General features: G+C 47.4%; 14 protein-coding genes and 1 tRNA gene. 4 read left to right on the forward strand and 11 right to left on the reverse strand.

The features are described from left to right. Window positions 1-79: 79 nt before the first annotated feature. Both HXT34_RS04300 and lysS read right to left on the reverse strand, forming a co-directional pair. A complete protein-coding gene (locus tag HXT34_RS04300; protein WP_004112459.1) occupies window positions 80-820 on the reverse strand; it encodes a phosphoglyceromutase in 741 nt (246 codons plus the stop codon). Window positions 821-1,038: 218 nt separating this feature from the next. After that, window positions 1,039-2,736 carry a lysine--tRNA ligase gene (gene lysS / locus HXT34_RS04305; RefSeq protein WP_421784530.1) on the reverse strand — a complete coding sequence of 566 codons (1,698 nt, stop codon included), beginning with the start codon at window positions 2,734-2,736 and terminating at the stop codon, window positions 1,039-1,041. A gap of 260 nt (window positions 2,737-2,996) precedes the next feature. Here lysS and HXT34_RS04310 point away from each other — a divergent pair. The 3 genes from HXT34_RS04310 to HXT34_RS04320 all read left to right on the forward strand — a co-directional run bounded on the left by HXT34_RS04310 (window position 2,997) and on the right by HXT34_RS04320 (window position 6,132). Beyond that, window positions 2,997-3,070, forward strand: a tRNA-Pro gene (locus tag HXT34_RS04310). A gap of 291 nt (window positions 3,071-3,361) precedes the next feature. Then, window positions 3,362-5,458: a DUF4037 domain-containing protein gene (locus tag HXT34_RS04315; protein ID WP_421784532.1), complete on the forward strand. Its 2,097-nt coding sequence runs from the start codon at window positions 3,362-3,364 to the stop codon at window positions 5,456-5,458. Beyond that, window positions 5,458-6,132 carry a DUF4125 family protein gene (locus HXT34_RS04320; RefSeq protein WP_421785458.1) on the forward strand — a complete coding sequence of 225 codons (675 nt, stop codon included), beginning with the start codon at window positions 5,458-5,460 and terminating at the stop codon, window positions 6,130-6,132. The genes HXT34_RS04315 and HXT34_RS04320 overlap by 1 nt, the downstream gene beginning before the upstream one ends. Window positions 6,133-6,312: 180 nt before the next feature. Here the strand turns inward: HXT34_RS04320 and HXT34_RS04325 are convergent, their stop codons facing one another. The 3 genes from HXT34_RS04325 to sufU all read right to left on the reverse strand — a co-directional run bounded on the left by HXT34_RS04325 (window position 6,313) and on the right by sufU (window position 8,270). Continuing rightward, window positions 6,313-6,957 carry an HAD family hydrolase gene (locus tag HXT34_RS04325; RefSeq protein WP_421784534.1) on the reverse strand — a complete coding sequence of 215 codons (645 nt, stop codon included), beginning with the start codon at window positions 6,955-6,957 and terminating at the stop codon, window positions 6,313-6,315. 84 nt (window positions 6,958-7,041) lie between these two features. After that, a complete protein-coding gene (locus tag HXT34_RS04330; protein ID WP_064340461.1) occupies window positions 7,042-7,515 on the reverse strand; it encodes a metal-sulfur cluster assembly factor in 474 nt (157 codons plus the stop codon). Between the two features lie 35 nt (window positions 7,516-7,550). After that, window positions 7,551-8,270, reverse strand: coding sequence for a Fe-S cluster assembly sulfur transfer protein SufU (sufU, locus tag HXT34_RS04335; protein ID WP_421784536.1), 720 nt, complete (start codon window positions 8,268-8,270; stop codon window positions 7,551-7,553). 340 nt (window positions 8,271-8,610) lie between these two features. On the opposite strand from sufU, the gene HXT34_RS04340 reads away from it, so the two are divergent. After that, on the forward strand, window positions 8,611-9,285 hold the full coding sequence (locus HXT34_RS04340; RefSeq protein ID WP_415689225.1) for a DUF3800 domain-containing protein: 675 nt from the start codon (window positions 8,611-8,613) through the stop codon (window positions 9,283-9,285). A gap of 48 nt (window positions 9,286-9,333) precedes the next feature. Here HXT34_RS04340 and HXT34_RS04345 read toward each other — a convergent pair whose 3' ends face one another. From HXT34_RS04345 to aroQ, 6 genes are all read right to left on the reverse strand, one after another. Next, window positions 9,334-10,665 (reverse strand): SufS family cysteine desulfurase, encoded by a 1,332-nt coding sequence (locus HXT34_RS04345; protein WP_421785460.1) that lies wholly within the window; start codon window positions 10,663-10,665, stop codon window positions 9,334-9,336. 66 nt (window positions 10,666-10,731) lie between these two features. Next, complete coding sequence (gene sufC / locus HXT34_RS04350) at window positions 10,732-11,508, reverse strand: Fe-S cluster assembly ATPase SufC (RefSeq protein ID WP_004110671.1); 777 nt, start codon at window positions 11,506-11,508, stop codon at window positions 10,732-10,734. 9 nt (window positions 11,509-11,517) lie between these two features. Continuing rightward, the gene (gene sufD / locus HXT34_RS04355) at window positions 11,518-12,765 is read right to left on the reverse strand and encodes a Fe-S cluster assembly protein SufD (RefSeq protein ID WP_421784539.1); all 1,248 of its coding nucleotides are present in this window, start codon (window positions 12,763-12,765) and stop codon (window positions 11,518-11,520) included. Further along, entirely contained in the window at window positions 12,765-14,303 is a 1,539-nt protein-coding gene (sufB, locus tag HXT34_RS04360) for a Fe-S cluster assembly protein SufB (protein WP_415687402.1), read from the reverse strand. Before sufB ends, sufD begins: the two co-directional genes overlap by 1 nt. Window positions 14,304-14,881: 578 nt before the next feature. Further along, window positions 14,882-16,564 carry a CTP synthase gene (locus HXT34_RS04365; RefSeq protein ID WP_415683362.1) on the reverse strand — a complete coding sequence of 561 codons (1,683 nt, stop codon included), beginning with the start codon at window positions 16,562-16,564 and terminating at the stop codon, window positions 14,882-14,884. Between the two features lie 62 nt (window positions 16,565-16,626). After that, the gene (gene aroQ, locus HXT34_RS04370) at window positions 16,627-17,082 is read right to left on the reverse strand and encodes a type II 3-dehydroquinate dehydratase (RefSeq protein ID WP_076002657.1); all 456 of its coding nucleotides are present in this window, start codon (window positions 17,080-17,082) and stop codon (window positions 16,627-16,629) included. Between the last annotated feature and the right edge of the window lie 10 nt (window positions 17,083-17,092).

Genomic DNA, 17,092 nt, shown 5'->3' on the forward strand with positions numbered 1-17,092 from the left:
GTAGGTCTGCAAATTAATTGCAAACCTACTTTTATTTTAAAAGCTAACTTAAGCAAACCTAAGCCAGCGAATTAGAATCTCACTTCTGACCCTGAGCAGCCACAGCGGCAGCGCCGGCAGCAGCAGCTTCTGGATCCAAATACTCACCGCGAGGCTTGATTGGCTTGAAGTTTTCATCCAATTCGTAAAGCAGAGGAATAGCGGTTGGAATGTTCACCTTGGAAATCTCTTCCTCGCTCAAGTTGTCAAGCATCTTAACGATTGCGCGCAAGCTGTTGCCGTGAGCAGCAATCATTACAGTCTTGCCGGACTTAAGCTCTGGAATAATATCCGACTCCCAGTAAGGAGTTACGCGAGTCACAACGTTTGCCAAAGCTTCAGTTTCTGGAACTGGATCACCTGCGTAACGAGGATCATTCGTCTGAGAATACTCATCGTTTGGATCGATCTCAGGAGGTGGAGTTGCGTAAGAACGACGCCAAATCATGAACTTCTCATCGCCATATTCCTGACGAATCTCAGACTTGTTCTTACCTTGCAAAGCACCATAGTGACGCTCGTTCAAACGCCAGCTGCGACGAACTGGAATCCAAAGGCGGTCGGCTGCATCAAGCGCGTAATTCGCGGTGTTGATAGCGCGACGAAGCAAAGAAGTGAACACGATGTCTGGAAGAACGTTCTTCTCTTTAAGAAGCTCGCCACCATGCTTAGCTTCCTCAACACCCTGCTCAGTCAGCGGTACATCAACCCAACCAGTGAACTGATTGGTCTTATTCCATGCGCTCTGACCATGTCGGAGCAATACTAATTTGTATGTCATAATTACCTAGTCTATTAACGCCTTACGACGACAGTCACATAGCGCTCCAAACGTGAGACAACGCTCGCGTGGGTAACGCGCTCGCTACGAAACTCGCGTTGGAAGTCCCCCGGACTTCCAACCTAAGCGAGTTTCCGCTCCGAGTTGCTTTCGCGCGCGCTATGCTGCGCTCAAGCATGTCGTCGCGCCAACGGCTTTTATCCCTTAAAACTTACCGACTAGCGAAGTGGCTTCACGAGTGGGAACGTAATCGTCTCGCGAATAGTTGCGCCCGTAAGAGCGATCAGCAAGCGATCAATACCCATTCCCATGCCGCCAGCAGGAGGCATACCGACGCCGAGAGCCTCAATGAAGTCCTCATCAATATCCATTGCCTCAACGTCTCCAGCCAAAGCATCCTTAGCTTGAGCAACAAAGCGCTCGCGCTGCACAACAGGATCGTTAAGCTCGGAGTAGCCGGTTGCAAGCTCAAAGCCGCGCACGTACAAATCCCACTTTTCAACCATTCCAGGCTTAGTGCGGTGACCCTTAACAAGCGGGCTGGTCTCCACTGGGAAGTCGCGCACAAACGTTGGCGCGTAAAGCTTATCCTCGTAGAAGTGCTCCCACAAGTGCTCAACCAACTTGCCGTGATTCTCAACTTCATCGCGCTCAACGCCAAGCTTGTCCGCAATCGCACCCAAATGCTCAACGGAAGTTTCCGGCGTAATCTCCTCGCCCAAAGCCTCGGAAAGCGAACCGTACATGGTAATCTGCTTCCACTCGCCGCCAAAATCGTACTCTTCGCCATTAAGCAAAGTCACTTTAGTGGAACCGAAAGCGTCGATAGCAGCCTTCTGAATCAGCTCCTTAGTAAGAGCGCCAATCGTATCGTAAGTGCCGTAAGCCTGATAAGCCTCAAGCATTGTAAATTCTGGAGCGTGAGTTGCATCCACGCCTTCGTTTCTAAAATCGCGGTTGATTTCGAACACGCGGTCGATGCCACCAACCAAGCAGCGCTTCAAGAAAAGTTCAGGCGCAATGCGCAAGTAAAGGTCAATGTCGAAAGCGTTCATGTGAGTTGTGAACGGACGAGCAGCAGCGCCACCGTGAACCGTTTGCAACATTGGAGTTTCGACTTCCAAGAAGTCGTGGGTTTCGAAAGTGCGGCGAAGAGACGCCACAGCGCGCGAACGCCTGCGAACCATATCGCGAATCTTCTCGTCCGCAATCATGCCAATATAAGGCTTGCGCGTACGAGTGTCGTCGCTTAATTCCTTGTGCAAAGCTGGAAGCGGCTGCAAAGCCTTAGCTGCAATCGCCCACTCGGTTGCGAATACGGAAAGCTCGCCGGTCTTGGAAGAAATCACGCGACCGCGCACGTACAAGTGGTCACCCAAATCCACCATCTGCTTGAAGCTTTTAATGGATTCTTCGCCAATTTCCTTCTTGGAAACCATCGCCTGAATCGTAGTACCGTCACCGGCAGAAAGCTTAACGAAGCACAAGCCGCCAGCGTTACGCAAGAAAAGCACGCGACCTGCAATACCAACCTCGGTATCGGTTTCTTCGCCAGCTTCAAGCTTGCCATCGAACTGCTTACGAACCTGCTCGATAGTATCCGTAACGTTAAGATGCACAGGATAAGGCTGCACGCCCTCCTTAAGCATCATTGCGCGCTTAGCAACGCGCATCTGTACCTGCTCAGGATGAGCTTGTGGACCAAATTCTTTATTGCTTGGGTCGATTGCTTCATCCAGGCTTGCGCCTTCGTTTACGCGCTTGGCGATTGCTTCGTCTTGAGCGAGTAACATTTCGGCATGTTCAACAGTGTCAATTTCATTGACGGTATCTGTTGCTTCGTTTTCTGCTGCATTTTTAGCGGCAGATTCTGCGGCATTTTGCGCTGCAGACATTGCAGTATTGGTGTCAGTCATAAACGCTAATTGTAGCCAGTAGGTAATACAGGTTTTGTACGAGACTTGCAGTGCTAATTTGTAATATGTTTACACAGAAGCTGTAGCGATAATTTGTAATATGTTTACGAAGGGATTCCGCAGCTTGTACGCAATATGCTTGCGCGAGACTTACTTTGCGCGGCTTGCACACGCTTTAAAATAATTTGTATTAGCCAACCTGTAACATTACGGACGTTGTTGGAACTTTTATGCGCATATGCTTTCGCGAGTTTCAGCATCGGGCTGTAGCGCAGTTTGGTAGCGCGCTTCGTTCGGGACGAAGAGGCCGCGGGTTCAAATCCCGCCAGCCCGACTTTTGATTTTTGGCATTATGCCCCCTCAACGCACACGCACACGCACACGCACACGCAATTTCGACATTTCCTATACACGGCTGTAAAGTTTCTGCCGGATTAAGGCGCGTAGGCGGCAGTTTCTTTGCACGTGCGTAAAGTTTCTGCCGGATTAAGGCGTGAAAACGGCAGTTTCTTTGCACGTGCGTAAAGTTTCTGCCGCAATTTGGCGTGAAAGCGGCAGTTTCTTTACATGGCTGTAAAGTTGAAGTCGATTAATTGTGAACAAGCGCAATAGCAAGGGGGCTTTGATGGAGGACGCTGCGCAATTTTATAGCGAGCTTGACGAAATGTTCGCGAATCACGCGAGCGCAGACGCGATTGAAACGTATCTTTTGCGAAAACTTGCCGAAACGCAGGTAAATTCCAAAATCGCGGCAAATGCAAAGTCACAACAAGAAACCGCGCAAACCAATCCCCTGCAACTGTCTATTCTCAACGAACTCATGGGCTTTTACCGTTCGCGCGGAGAACACGCAAAAAATCAGCCAATCATCAATCGCGCTCTAAATCTTGCAAACAAAATGCAACTAGCTGGCACCGAAGCTGGCACAACCACGCTAATTAACGCTGCCACAAGCCTTCGCGCTGCTGGCGACTACGCACGCGCTGAAAAAATTTACACTCAGGCTCTTAACGAATCCGCCGAAACGCTCGGCGCTAAAAATCGCAAGCTCGCCGCGCTTCACAACAATCTTTCGATGCTTTACAGCGAAACCGGTCGCACACATGATGCAATTGAGGAGCTCAATCAGGCGCTTGAAATTTTGCAAAATACGAGCACTGATCCTGAGCGCGATATCGATATTGCAGCCACGCACACAAATCTTGCGCTTGCGATTTTGCAGGAGTGCTCAAAAGAGGGCTCGCATGAGCATACGAAGGAGTGTACGAATGAGCGTACGCAGGAGTGCTCGCATCCTAACACCAGCCCGAACAGCAAATCCGCAACTCTTGACTCTGCTTTTGAACATGCTTCGATCAGCGTTCGCATGTACATCGCAGGAAATAACGAAAATCAGCCGCATTACGCTTCTGCTTTGGCTAGTTTTGCGCAAGTGCAGTGTGCGCGCGGCGAGTACGCTCAGGCGGAGGAAAGTTACAGTAAGGCACTTGATTTGATTGCGAGATGCTACGGAAAAGATAGCGAATCTTACGCTATTACGGCGGAAAATTTGCAGCAGACGCGCAAGTTGGCAGAAAAAGTTACGAAAGAATCTATAGAAATTCAAGAATCAGCAACCCAACAAACAGAAAGCCAACACCCAGCAACCCAACACGCAGCAAACAATAAGCCAGCAACTCAAAACATAAAAACCGGCATGCAATTAGCGCAATCATATTGGCAAACTTACGGAAAAGCCCTACTCGATCAGCCAAAATTCGCGAAATACAAAAATCGCATTGCAGCCGGATTAGTTGGCCACGGCTCGGAATGTTACGGTTTTGACGACGAGATTTCGCGCGATCACGATTTTGGACCAGGATTCTGCTTGTGGCTTACCGACGAAGATTACGCGGAAATCGGCGCGGATTTGCAAGACTCTTACGACACACTTCCGCAGAGATACGCCGGTTTTGAATCTCGCAACGAAACGCCGCGCGCAAAATCATGTGAAAGCAGCAAACGCGTCGGAGTATTTCGCATAAGCGAATTTTTCGAAAATCTAACCGGCTTCCCCACTGCTCCAAGCCAAAACGAGCCGCACTTATGGCTATCATTAAGCGAGTCAACGCTTGCAGCAGCGACGAATGGCAAAATTTTCGCGGATCCTCTTGGCGAGTTCTCAAAGGCGCGCCAAAGCTTCAAACTCATGCCGGACGACGTGCGAATCTCACTAATCTCGCGCAGACTTGGCATGATTTCTCAAGCTGGCCAGTACAATTTCCCACGCATGATCGCGCGAAAAGACGCTTCCGCCGCGTGGCTTTCTATAAACGAATTCGTGCGTGCAACCGCTTCACTCGTGTTTTTGCTCAACAATCCTGTAACCGCAGGCTACTTGCCTTACTACAAGTGGCAGTTTGCGGCATTGCGCAAGCTCAGCAATCGCATGGCATCTAGACTTCCGGAAGTATGCAGCAAACTTGAGTCGGTAATGCGACTTTCTTCCGCTGCATGCTTTGGTGGTGACGGTTCCGGCGGAGACGGTTTTGGCGAAGGTGGCAAAGGAGCTGGACTTGCGCAAAAACAAGTTTCACAAATAATTGACAGCATTTGCGAGGATATTGTGCGCGAGTTGCAATACGAGGGCTTAAGCGATTGCGGCGAAACTTTTTTGGAATGGCAGCGTCCGTACGTTGAAGCGCATATTCACTCGAGCGCAGCATGTTTGAGGAGCTTATGATGTGCGATTTATTGGCAACGAAAGTGCAAAATCAGAAAGCGCAAAATACGGAAGAAGAAAATACAAAAACGCAAAAACTTGCGGAAGAAATCACCCAACTCGAGTGGGATCAATTCCAGCTTACAGAAAACGAAGGCGGACGCGCGAATTGCCAAGGAAACTGGCCAACTTTTCGCATTATGCGCATGAGTCAGTTTTTGGCGTGGCCGTTGGATTTGCAGGAGTCTTATAAACAGGATCTTGAGCGCGCGCACAGCGACGGCGGCAATTTGATTACGGAAAAGTATGCGCGAATGATGGAGTCGACTGCGCCGGAAATTTTTGAGCGCACGATTAAGCCTTATATTAAGCCAATTTTGGAGCCTAGAAAAAGCGCGCAGGAGCAGATTATTTTAATGCAAGTTGAGTGGGCTGCAGATTTTCGCAATCGCTACCCAAATTTGGGTCTTGCGATGCGCGTGCTTAAAACTAGCGAGGATACGGCAGAAAATACGTCTTTTGAAACGTATTTGCGAGGCGAATTAAGCACGTATTCTGACGCAACTTTCGCTAAATACCAGCGTTTTGTAAATAACTTGCGCGCGGAAAATCTAAATCTTACGCAAATGATTATTGCGAATACTGTGCGCATGTACGGCTACGATTCGCTCGAAGCTGCTGAGAGCGCGCAATAAACTGCGAGCGCCGGATTTATTCGTTACCAACGCAGACAGCACACTGCACAAGTAACGAAAAACAACATTCATTCGTTACCCACGCAGACAGCACACTGCACAAGTAACGAAAAACAACATTCATTCGTTACCCACGCAGACAGCACACTGCACAAGTAACGAAACAGCTTAAGATGCAGCTTAAGAATAAAGCAGCGACGCTGCAGAAGCGGCGCGAGAGTCGCCTTCGAGAAAAAGCGTGGAAGCAGCGGAAAGACCGGCGTTTTGCAAAAACGCGCGGTAAAGCATTACGTCGGGTTTGCGCAAATGCGATTCGTAAGATGCACAAACGCCGTTTAACTCGCCAAGTATTGGGCAAGTTTTGCGCGCGCAGTTTAACCAATCGCAAGAAGCGTTACCAAGTGCCCACACGCGCACTCCGCTCGCAATCAAGCCGCGCGCCTGACCGCAAGCATCCGCGCGCTCGCCAGAAAAACCGCGATCGAAACGCTCAAAATACAAGCGATATAGCCACGTAACTGCCGGTCCGTGATGCTCATCAAACGAATCCATCGCTTGCTTTCTGCTCCACCCAGCCTCGCGCAATGACTCGTGAAACTCAAAACCCCATTCCGGCTCGAAACTAAAGAGCACTTCCCCAATAAAATCCGGATAATCTGCATCCAGAGTGCGGCGCGCATCCCAATCTACAAGCAATTGCAAGTCGAAAACAACGTCAGTTATTCCGCTCGAAGCATACTCGCGGATACTATTTTTGCGCGCACTATTTATATCGCGAATATCACAGATACCGCTTGCACTAACTGCTTTTATTTCAGCGCCCATAATTCCCACTTGTGCAATACGTTGCTCTCAAAACAAAACAGCAAAACAGAAACAACAAAACAAAACAGCACAGCAACCAAATACTCACACAGTCGGCGGAATACCGGCACTCATTGACGCATCGCCAACTACGCCAGAACCGTACATTCCTGCAGCAAAACTCGCTTGCAAACTGTTGAGATTGTAGCCAAGCGCCTCAAGCTGCGCACGACCGTCCTCATTAATGTTTTCAACGCTCCAACGAGGCTTCCACGTCCAGTCAATGCGGAACTCTTCAACCAAGCCTGCGAGCGCATTCGCACACTCATCCTCAATCAGCTCCGTTAATGGGCAAGCAGGAGTGGTAAGCGTCATAGTAATAATTGCGCGCCCAAGCTCGTCAATTTCAATGCCGTAAACCAAGCCTAAATCAACCACATCAATGCCAAGCTCAGGATCCACAACATCGTGTAAAGCGTCTAAAATATCATCTTCTGTAACTCGGCCAATGTCATTTGCGCTTAAATTCGCAGGATGCGTTTCATGCGTCACCTCAGATGCCGATTGATTTTCTGCCATAATATTCCTTGCTTTGCTTGTACCAAAGTTCGATTTTACAAGTTGCCAAGAATTTGCGGATTTAAGTTTTGCGAAGCTTTGGCAATGCTGTCTTTTAAGCCTTCCCACGCCAAAAGCGCGCACTTAATTCGCATTGGGTATCGCGATACGCCTTGCAAAACCATTGCGTCTTCCAGCGCATCTTCGTCCTCTTCGTTTTGCAAACCTTCTCCGCGAGATTCCATAAGTTTGTGGAAAAGCGCGTCTAATCGCAAGGCTTCGTCAACCGACTTTCCTTCGACTAAATCAACCATCATTGAAAGGCTTGCCTGCGAAATCGAGCAGCCATGACCGTCCCACTTAATACTTGATACTATTGGAGTTTCGTCATTATTTTCGCTGCGTGAAAGCTCCACGCGCATTGTGACTTCGTCGCCACAAGTTGGATTGAATTGGTGCGATTGCCCTAAAGCAGAGTTTTCGCCAGATGCAACAGCGCAACTTTCGTGAGCATTATTTAAGGTAATTTCGGCAGATTTTGTATTTTCTGTAGATCCTTGAGATTTTGTAGATTTTGTATTTTCTGCAGATTCTTGAGATTCTTCCTGCAATTCCGCTTGTGCGAGCGCGTCCGTACTTTCGAAATGAGTTTTGCCATGCGGATTTCGCGCAGCATCCAAAATTACTTCTTGGTACATGCTTTCTAAGCCGTCACCAGCCATATCGCCAGCACCTACACCAAAACCTGCATCTGTACCAAAACCCATATCAAACATTCGCACTCCTTACCAACTCTAACTTGCTAACAACATTTAATCACTTATTTGCTTCATAAACGACCCACCGCATGAAACACTCCACAACTTTTCTTAAACAGAATAATCAACTTCATCAAGTCTATGCTTTATATTTTTAAATTCAATTATTTCAAATATTATTTTCAAACAATCGTAGTAATAACCACAAGAAATAAGTATTTAATAGTGTTGTATATGTGATATAATAATGGAAGGTCTTTTGATTGAAGGCTTCCAAGTGCCGGGGACGTTTTCCCCGGCTTTTGTTTTACTTACTTAGCAGTGTAGTTGGGTTATAAGTCAAAAAGTTGGGGAAAGTATGAGAGAACTTAGCATATTCATAGATGAATCAGGCAGCGATAACTTATCGGACTATTATTACATACTAGCTATCGTACTTCATGACCAATCAAATAATTTAGATTATTCAATAAAACTTTACGAAAACTCACTCGAACAAAGACTACTTCCTAATATACCCTTTCATGCTTCACCTCTTATGAACAAAAAAGATAATTATAAATGTTTAGACATGTCTACAAGAAAAAAATTATTGCAATCATTTAGAATATTCTTCAGGCACGTTGAAATTCATTACCATACTTTTGTATACACAAACAGAAAATACGAATCAACAAGTCAATTGTCTGCAGCAATGCGCAAAGATTTAATTAATTTTTTATTCGACAACATGGAATATATGCAACAGTATGAAAAAATAAAAATATACTATGACAATGGTCAGCAATCAATAGTTAATGCAATACACAAAGCAATGGAATATAGTTTGTCAAAAAACGCGACCATATACAGATACGCAAAACAATCACAGTATCGTCTAGCACAAATAGCAGATTACATTTGCATGGTAGAACTTACAAAACTCAAATACGAAAATAAACACATAACAAAGACAGATGAAAAATTTTTTGGTTCTTGGTCTGATTTTAAAAAAGGCATATTGAAAGAAACAAGGCATAAGGTTATTGGATAATCAATGCTCGCTAACCTGCTTGGCTAACTTGCTCGCTCGCTAACAATATTATGCGCCAAAGTAGGCGCGAACGTGCGAGACTGCTTCAACAAGCGCGCGAGCCTCGTCAATCGTATTGTAAACACCAACAGAAGCGCGATTCGAAGCGTACACGCCAAAATGACGGTGAATCGGCTGAGCACAATGATGTCCGACGCGAATCGCAATGCCCTGCGCGTCCAAAAACTGTCCAACGTCGTGCGGATGCACACCCTCAACCTCAAAAGCAACTGTGCCAATTCGCTGGCTCAAATCAGTCGGACCCAAAATGCGAACGCCCGGAACATCATGTAATTTTAGCAATTCTGCAGCAATTTCCTGCTCATGCTCTGCAACTCGGTTCATGCCCACCGCACGCAACCAATCTGCTGCAACTCCAGCCGCAACCATTTGCGCAACAGGCTGAGTTCCAGCCTCAAAGCGGTAAGGCGCGTCCATGTATTGCGCCGGCTTGTTAAGCCACGCAAGCTCTACCATTGAGCCGCCAAAATTGGCAGGTGGAAGCGTGTTCAAAAGCTCGCGACGACCATACAAGAATCCAACTCCTGTAGGACCGTACATTTTATGCGCACTAAATGCCGCAAAATCAACGTCTAACGCGTGAAAATCAACCGGAATATGCGGAACTGACTGGCATGCGTCGAGCACAAAAATCGCACCAACTTCGTGAGCGCGCTTGCAAATCGACGAAACGTTCGTAATAGCGCCAGTAACGTTGCTAATATGCGTAACTGCAACGATTTTCGTACGCTCGTCAATAATTGTTCGCAAATAATCCGCGTCCGTACGCACGCGACCGTCTTCTGTTACGTCAATCCAGCGAAGCTCCGCTCCAGTGCGAAGAGCCAGTTCCTGGAATGGAAGCAAAACAGAATGGTGATCCGCACGAGATACGACTATTGAGTCGCCTTCACGAAGCGCAAAATTTTTGCGGAAATCAGCAGAATCATCGCTGTCTTTTTTGCAAATTTTCGCCTTCGCACTAGCATTACCAATAGCAGTTGCGAGAAGATTAAGCGCACCGGTTGCGCCCGGAGTAACAACAATTTCCTCACTGCCAGCGTCCGCGCAAGCTCCAACAAGACGCGCAACTTTCGCACGCGCTTGTTCAAACGCAACAGTCGAAAGTGCCGCCAACTCGTGCGCTCCCCTGTGCACACCAGCGTTAATTGTTTCGTAAAACTCTTTTTCGGCGTCGATTACAACTTGCGGCTTTTGCGAAGTAGCTGCAGAATCCAAGTAAATCAAGGGTTTTCCGTGCACAGTATCGTGAAGCGAAGTGCCGTGAACTATGCGACTTAAAATCGGAAACTGCGAGCGCAAATCGCTAAATTCTCGCATAATATTTTCTGTAGTCACTGTAGTCATATTAAACCGTTATTTAAAACTATTACTTTATAGCCGCGCTTAAGCCAGTGCCGACTCGGTTGCACCTTCCGGCAAATACTTGTCGTAGCCTTCTTCTTCCAGCTCGTCCGCAAGCTCCGGTCCTGCAGTCTTTACAAAGTGACCTTGCGCAAAAACGTGCACAATATCCGGCTTAATATACTTGAGGATTCGCGTGTAATGCGTGACCATCATAATGCCCAAACCGGTGTTTTCTTTGGCGCGATTCACGCCTTCCGACACGATTCGAAGAGCGTCAACATCCAAACCGGAATCAGTTTCGTCCAAAATCGCAAACTTCGGCTTCAAAAGCTCTAATTGCAAAACTTCCGCGCGCTTCTTTTCGCCGCCTGAGAAGCCTTCGTTTACTGAGCGCGACGCGAATTTTGGATCCATTCGAAGCTTTTTCATAGCCTCGCTAAGTTCTTTCACCCAGCTTCTTAAAGATGGAGCTTTGCCTTCAACTTCAGTTTTTGCAGTGCGAAGGAAGTTCGTCATAGATACGCCCGGTACCTCTACTGGGTATTGCATTGCGAGGAATAATCCGGCTTTCGCGCGCTCGTCAGGAGTCATTTTCAAAATATCTTCGCCGTCGAGAAGAACTTGACCCGAATCGACTTCATACTTTGGGTGCCCTGCCAAAGTGTATGCAAGAGTAGACTTTCCAGATCCGTTAGGACCCATGATTGCGTGAGTTTCGCCAGAATTAACTGTAAGATTTACGCCTTTTAAGATTTGTTTGCGGCCTTCTTTTGTTTCTACAGAAGCGTACAAATCCTTAATTTCCAAAGTTGACATGATTTTCTCCTATTCTTCCGTTCTTGCAAGACGGCGCTCAATTGCCTTCATTAAGTGATCAACAATTTCCGGAACGCCAATTTCTTCAATAAGCTCGTTAAAGAATCCACGCACAACAAGCTTCCTTGCCTCAATCTCACTAATTCCGCGCGATTGCAAGTAGAAAAGCTCTTCGTCGTCAAATCTACCGACTGAACTTGCGTGACCGGCACCAATAATATTTCCGTTTTCAATTTCCAAATTTGGCTCAGAATCAGCGATTGCGCCAGGAGTGAGCACCAAATTACGGTTCAACTCGTACGAATCCGTGCCAGGAGCTTCCGGCTTAATAAGCGCGTTTCCAACCCAAGTTGAATGCGCTCCCTTCCCTTCCAAGGCACCCTTGTACACTACTCGCGACTTGCATTCCGGATAATTGTGCACAACCATCGTGCGGTGCTCAACATGCTCGCCCGGATCCACAAAATACATGCCGAGCATGTTCAGATCACCCTGCTCGCCGCCAAAATCTTGATCCATGCGAATGCGCACAACATCTCCGCCAAGAGTGACCATCGTGTGGCGAAGCGAAGCTCCCTCACCCACGTGAATACGCTGATTTCCAACGTGTTTGCTGCCAGAATCCCACTCTTGAATAAATGTAGTAGAAACGTGCGCGTGCTTTCCGAGAATAATTTCCACACCTTCAGCAAGTTTTGCGCAACCGGTATGTTCGATAATAATGTCAGCATTCGAGCGAGAATCCGCTTCGATTATTAAGTGCAGTGCATCAAGCGTATTAACATTATCGCCCTGAATTTTCAGCACGATTGGCTTTTTGATTTCGCCAGATACGTGAAGCACGTGCGCTTGTTTCGCTGCATTCCACGCAACTGCAGCCGCGCGATCAGAAGGCTTCATGTCGGTGTGAGGAGCCTCGTTTTGCGGCTTTAATTGCAAACTTACAGAACCGTCGCTTCCAACGTAAGAATCATCCAACGCAGCTCCACCAATGCCTTCAAGCGTTACTTGGATACTATTAGAAGGCTCGAAACGCTCGAAAAACTCGGAGATTCGCTCAACTGGAGTGTATCGCCAATCTTCCTGCTTGCGAGTTGGAATCGCAAAATCTTCCACATTGAACGAGCGCACGGATTTATCGGCACTAGAAGGCATTGCTGCAGGAACCGCGTACGGATCATTAGGGTCTGCTACAGGAATACTAATTTCTTTTTCCGTCATTTTATTGCCTAAATTCTTATTTAAATCTTCGCTCATCAGCCCACGGATCCTTCCATTTGCAACTCAACTAAGCGATTCAACTCAAGCGCGTACTCCATTGGCAGCTCACGACTAATCGGCTCCACGAAGCCGCGCACAATCATGCCCATAGCCTCTTTTTCTTCAAGTCCGCGACTCATCAAATAGAAAAGCTGATCCTCAGAAACCTTGGAAACAGTGGCCTCGTGAGCCATCGAAACGTCGTCTTCGCGCACGTCAACATGCGGATAAGTATCCGACCTCGAAAAATCGTCAACAAGCAAAGCGTCGCACACAACAGACGAACTAGAGCCCTTCGCGCCCTTAATAATCTTCACAAGACCGCGGTAAGCTGAACGTCCGCCGCCACGCGAAATCGACTTAGCAACAATCGTGGAACTCGTATGCGGAGCCAAGTGAATCATTTTCGCACCCGTATCTTGATACTGTCCGCGGCCAGCAAAGCTCAAAGACATAGTTTCTGCTTTTGCGTACGGCTCTGCGAGAATGCAAGCAGGATACTTCATAGTTGCTTTGGAGCCGATGTTGCCGTCAACCCACTCCATTGTGCCGCCTTCGCGCACGTAAGCTCGCTGAGTTACCAAGTTGTACACGTTATTTGACCAGTTTTGCACGGTTGTATATCGCACGCGCGCATGCTTTTCCACAACAATTTCAACGTTTGCAGCGTGAAGCGAATCAGTTGAATAAATTGGAGCCGTGCAACCTTCAACGTAATGCACGTAAGAGCCTTCATCTGCAATAATAAGCGTGCGCTCAAACTGGCCCATGTTTGGCGTATTAATGCGGAAGTAAGCCTGAAGCGGAATATCCACGTGCACGCCTTTTGGCACGTACACGAACGAGCCGCCACTCCAAGCCGCTGTGTTAAGAGCCGCAAACTTGTTGTCGTCAACAGGAATCACAGTTGCGAAATACTTTTTTACAAGCTCAGGATACTTTTGCACTGCCGTATCCGTATCAACAAAAATCACGCCTTGCGCAGCCAAGTCTTCGCGAATCGAATTGTAAATAACTTCCGACTCATACTGTGCTGCAACGCCTGAAACTAAGCGCTTTTTCTCAGCTTCTGGAATGCCTAAGCGATCGTAAGTTTTGCGAATATCTTCTGGCAAATCGTCCCAAGTTTTTGCTTGATCGTGAACCGGGCGCACGTAGTATTTAAAATCATCCGCGTCAAAACCGCTTAAATCAACGCCCCAATCCGGCATTGGCTTTTGCAAAAACGCGCGGTAGCCTTGCAAGCGAAGATTTAGCATCCACTCCGGCTCGTGCTTGTCAGCGGAAATTGCGCGAACAACCGACTCGTCAATACCTTTCTTCGCAGCCTCGCCTGCAGCATCCGAATCATGCCAGCCGTAATTGTAATCGCCAAATTCAGCAACAATCTGCTCGTCTTGACGGATTTTATCCTCATTTACGCGAGCGCGATCTGCCACATACTGGCTCATTTCAACGTCTGCAGCTTTATTTTTTGCGGGATTGCCATCGTTTGCTGCAACGCTTGTATCGCCAGTAACGCCAGTATCGCTCATATTGCCAGCATCATTCATATTGCCAGCATCACTAATATTGCTAGTATCGCTCATAAAGCCTGTAACACCTCCATACTTAACGCACACCTGCGCGCGGTACGTATCAATTGGCAAAAGCTGCTCCCCAAGCGCTACTTTTGCACTCTCCCCACTCAATTATCACCTATCTAAGGTTACCGCGTAATGCGATTTCTTGGTATAGCCGTGTTACGAGCAAAACGTAATGTTTATCACAATCTAATAAAACAAAAACGACAGAAACTTTACAGCGTTGTCAAGAAAAGGTCGTATTCTCGCCAAAAAACGGCAGAAACTTTACGCACGTGTAAAGAAAAAGTCGGCTACACACCAAAAAACGGCAAAAACTTTACAGCGGAGTAAAGTTTCGGTCGGCTACGCACCTTAATCCGGCAGAAACTTTACGCGCGTGTAAAGAAAAGGTCGTTTGCGAATGAAAAAGCGGTAAAACTTAGGAAAACCCAGTCTTACCGCTTATTTCTATTCACTTAATTCTTACTTAAGCCTTACTTAAGCTTTCTTAATTCTTACTTAAGTACCACTTAAGCCTTACTTAAGCCTTACTTATCAGCCTTACTACTAGCAGCAGCTTCCTGATGTTCCAAAGCAGCCGCGACCAATCCTGCAAACAGAGGATGAGGCTTAGTTGGGCGAGACTTAAACTCTGGATGAGCTTGAGTTGCTACGTAGAATGGGTGAACTTCCTTTGGAAGCTCCACAAACTCAGTCAAGTTACCGTCCGGGCTTTGACCGCTAATACGCAAGCCTGCTTCACGCAAACGATCCTTATACGCAACGTTCACTTCATAACGGTGACGGTGACGCTCAGTAACATGCGTAGAGCCGTAAAGCTCGGCAACAATCGAGCCTTCCTCAAGCGTTGCAGGGTAAGAGCCGAGTCGCATTGTGTGACCCATATCTCCCTTACCAGCCACAATATCCTTCTGCTCTTCCATAGTTGCGATTACTGGATCGCCACAATCCTTTTCGAACTCAGTGGAATTAGCATCCTCAAGCCCAAGCACGTGACGAGCGTATTCAATAACCATGGACTGCAAGCCAAGGCAAAGACCAAGCGTTGGCAAACCGTGCTCGCGAGCGTAACGCAAAGCGCCAATCTTACCTTCAATACCGCGAATGCCGAAGCCGCCTGGAATAACCATGCCGTCCATTTGGTCAAGAGCCGCAGCTGCACCTTCTTGAGTTTCGCACTTGTCGGCAGCAACCCAGCGCACGTTAACCTTAGCCCAGTTTGCAAAACCGCCAGCTTTAATAGCCTCAGTAACGGAAAGGTAAGCATCCGGCAAATCAATATACTTTCCAACGATTGCAATGTTTAGCTCATGCTTTGGATGATGCACGCGCTCAAGCAAATCTTCCCACTCGTTCCAATCAACATCGTGGAATGGAAGCTCAAGCTCACGAACAACGTAAGCATCCAAGCCCTCGTTGAACAAAATCTTCGGCACATCGTAAATGCTTGGAGCGTCAACGCAGTTCACAACGCCTTCAGCATCGACATCGCACATAAGCGAAATCTTGTCTTTAATAGCCTGATTAAGCGGACGATCAGAGCGCAAAACAAGCGCGTCTGGAGAAATACCAAGCTGACGAAGCATCATCACAGAATGCTGAGTTGGCTTAGTCTTCAACTCATGCGCTGCAGCAATATAAGGTACCAAAGAAACGTGCACAAACATGCAGTTTTCAGGACCTAAATCGCGACGAACTTCGCGAGCGGCCTCCAAGAATGGCTGGGATTCAATATCGCCAACTGTGCCGCCGATTTCCGTAATAATCACGTCCACATCGTCGGAAGCTTGCGCGCGCATACGCGACTTAATTTCGCCAGTAATATGCGGAATAACTTGCACGCACTGACCCAAATATTCGCCAGCACGCTCCTTACGAAGCACAGATTGATAAATCTGACCTGTAGTTACATTCGCTTTCTGGCTTAAGAAAACATCGAGGAATCGCTCGTAATGACCAATATCGAGATCTGTTTCTGCGCCGTCTTCCGTAACATAGACTTCGCCATGCTGGAATGGGTTCATTGTACCCGGGTCAACATTGATATAAGGGTCGAGTTTTTGTTGTAATACATGCAATCCGCGACTGCGTAAAAGTCGGCCTAAAGATGATGCTGTAAGGCCTTTTCCGAGGGACGAAACTACGCCACCAGTGACAAAAATATGCTTTGTAATATGCTCCTGAGAGTTACCATGTTGTCTTCTAACCATGGAACTCCATAGTATCTTCGAGCCTCGACGCTGGGTGTTGATTCGCAAAAAATCGAACAAAATCAAACAAGATGCGCAACGGCTTCCAAAGCTAGCTTATATCCGTACAATCCCATGCCTGTAATAGTGCCGGTTGCAACAGGACTAATTACGCTAATTTTACGAAAAGCATCGCGCGCAGCAGGATTAGAAATATGCACTTCCATGAGCGGAACTCCAGCATCCAAAACCATGTGAGCAGCGTCCGCGAGCGCGTAACTGTAGTGCGTAAAAGCAGCAGGATTCATAACAACAGGCGTATGAGTATCGGCAGCTTCGTGCATCCAGTGAACCATTTGCGCTTCGTCGTCACTTTGGCGCACTTCTACTTCAAACCCAAGTTCCGCACCCCACTTTTCGCATTTCTCGCGCAAAGTTTCAAAGTTCTCACTACCGTACACGTCCGGCTGGCGCACGCCTAAACGACCTAAATTCGGTCCGTTTACAACAAGCACTTTTTTTGTATGCTGATTTTCCATTTTTACCTCG

This window comes from Gardnerella sp. DNF00983 (assembly GCF_049244265.1).
Lineage (GTDB): Bacteria > Actinomycetota > Actinomycetes > Actinomycetales > Bifidobacteriaceae > Bifidobacterium > Bifidobacterium vaginale_J.

Excerpts from the sequence above, each read along its gene's own strand:
- HXT34_RS04300 (WP_004112459.1), bottom strand. The coding sequence starts at position 820 with ATGACATACAAATTAGTATTGCTCCGACATGGTCAGAGCGCATGGAAT.
- lysS (WP_421784530.1), bottom strand. The coding sequence starts at position 2,736 with ATGACTGACACCAATACTGCAATGTCTGCAGCGCAAAATGCCGCAGAA.
- HXT34_RS04315 (WP_421784532.1), top strand. The coding sequence starts at position 3,362 with ATGGAGGACGCTGCGCAATTTTATAGCGAGCTTGACGAAATGTTCGCG.
- HXT34_RS04320 (WP_421785458.1), top strand. The coding sequence starts at position 5,458 with ATGTGCGATTTATTGGCAACGAAAGTGCAAAATCAGAAAGCGCAAAAT.
- HXT34_RS04325 (WP_421784534.1), bottom strand. The coding sequence starts at position 6,957 with ATGGGCGCTGAAATAAAAGCAGTTAGTGCAAGCGGTATCTGTGATATT.
- HXT34_RS04330 (WP_064340461.1), bottom strand. The coding sequence starts at position 7,515 with ATGGCAGAAAATCAATCGGCATCTGAGGTGACGCATGAAACGCATCCT.
- sufU (WP_421784536.1), bottom strand. The coding sequence starts at position 8,270 with ATGTTTGATATGGGTTTTGGTACAGATGCAGGTTTTGGTGTAGGTGCT.
- HXT34_RS04340 (WP_415689225.1), top strand. The coding sequence starts at position 8,611 with ATGAGAGAACTTAGCATATTCATAGATGAATCAGGCAGCGATAACTTA.
- HXT34_RS04345 (WP_421785460.1), bottom strand. The coding sequence starts at position 10,665 with ATGCGAGAATTTAGCGATTTGCGCTCGCAGTTTCCGATTTTAAGTCGC.
- sufC (WP_004110671.1), bottom strand. The coding sequence starts at position 11,508 with ATGTCAACTTTGGAAATTAAGGATTTGTACGCTTCTGTAGAAACAAAA.
- sufD (WP_421784539.1), bottom strand. The coding sequence starts at position 12,765 with ATGAGCGAAGATTTAAATAAGAATTTAGGCAATAAAATGACGGAAAAA.
- sufB (WP_415687402.1), bottom strand. The coding sequence starts at position 14,303 with ATGAGCGATACTGGCGTTACTGGCGATACAAGCGTTGCAGCAAACGAT.
- HXT34_RS04365 (WP_415683362.1), bottom strand. The coding sequence starts at position 16,564 with ATGGTTAGAAGACAACATGGTAACTCTCAGGAGCATATTACAAAGCAT.
- aroQ (WP_076002657.1), bottom strand. The coding sequence starts at position 17,082 with ATGGAAAATCAGCATACAAAAAAAGTGCTTGTTGTAAACGGACCGAAT.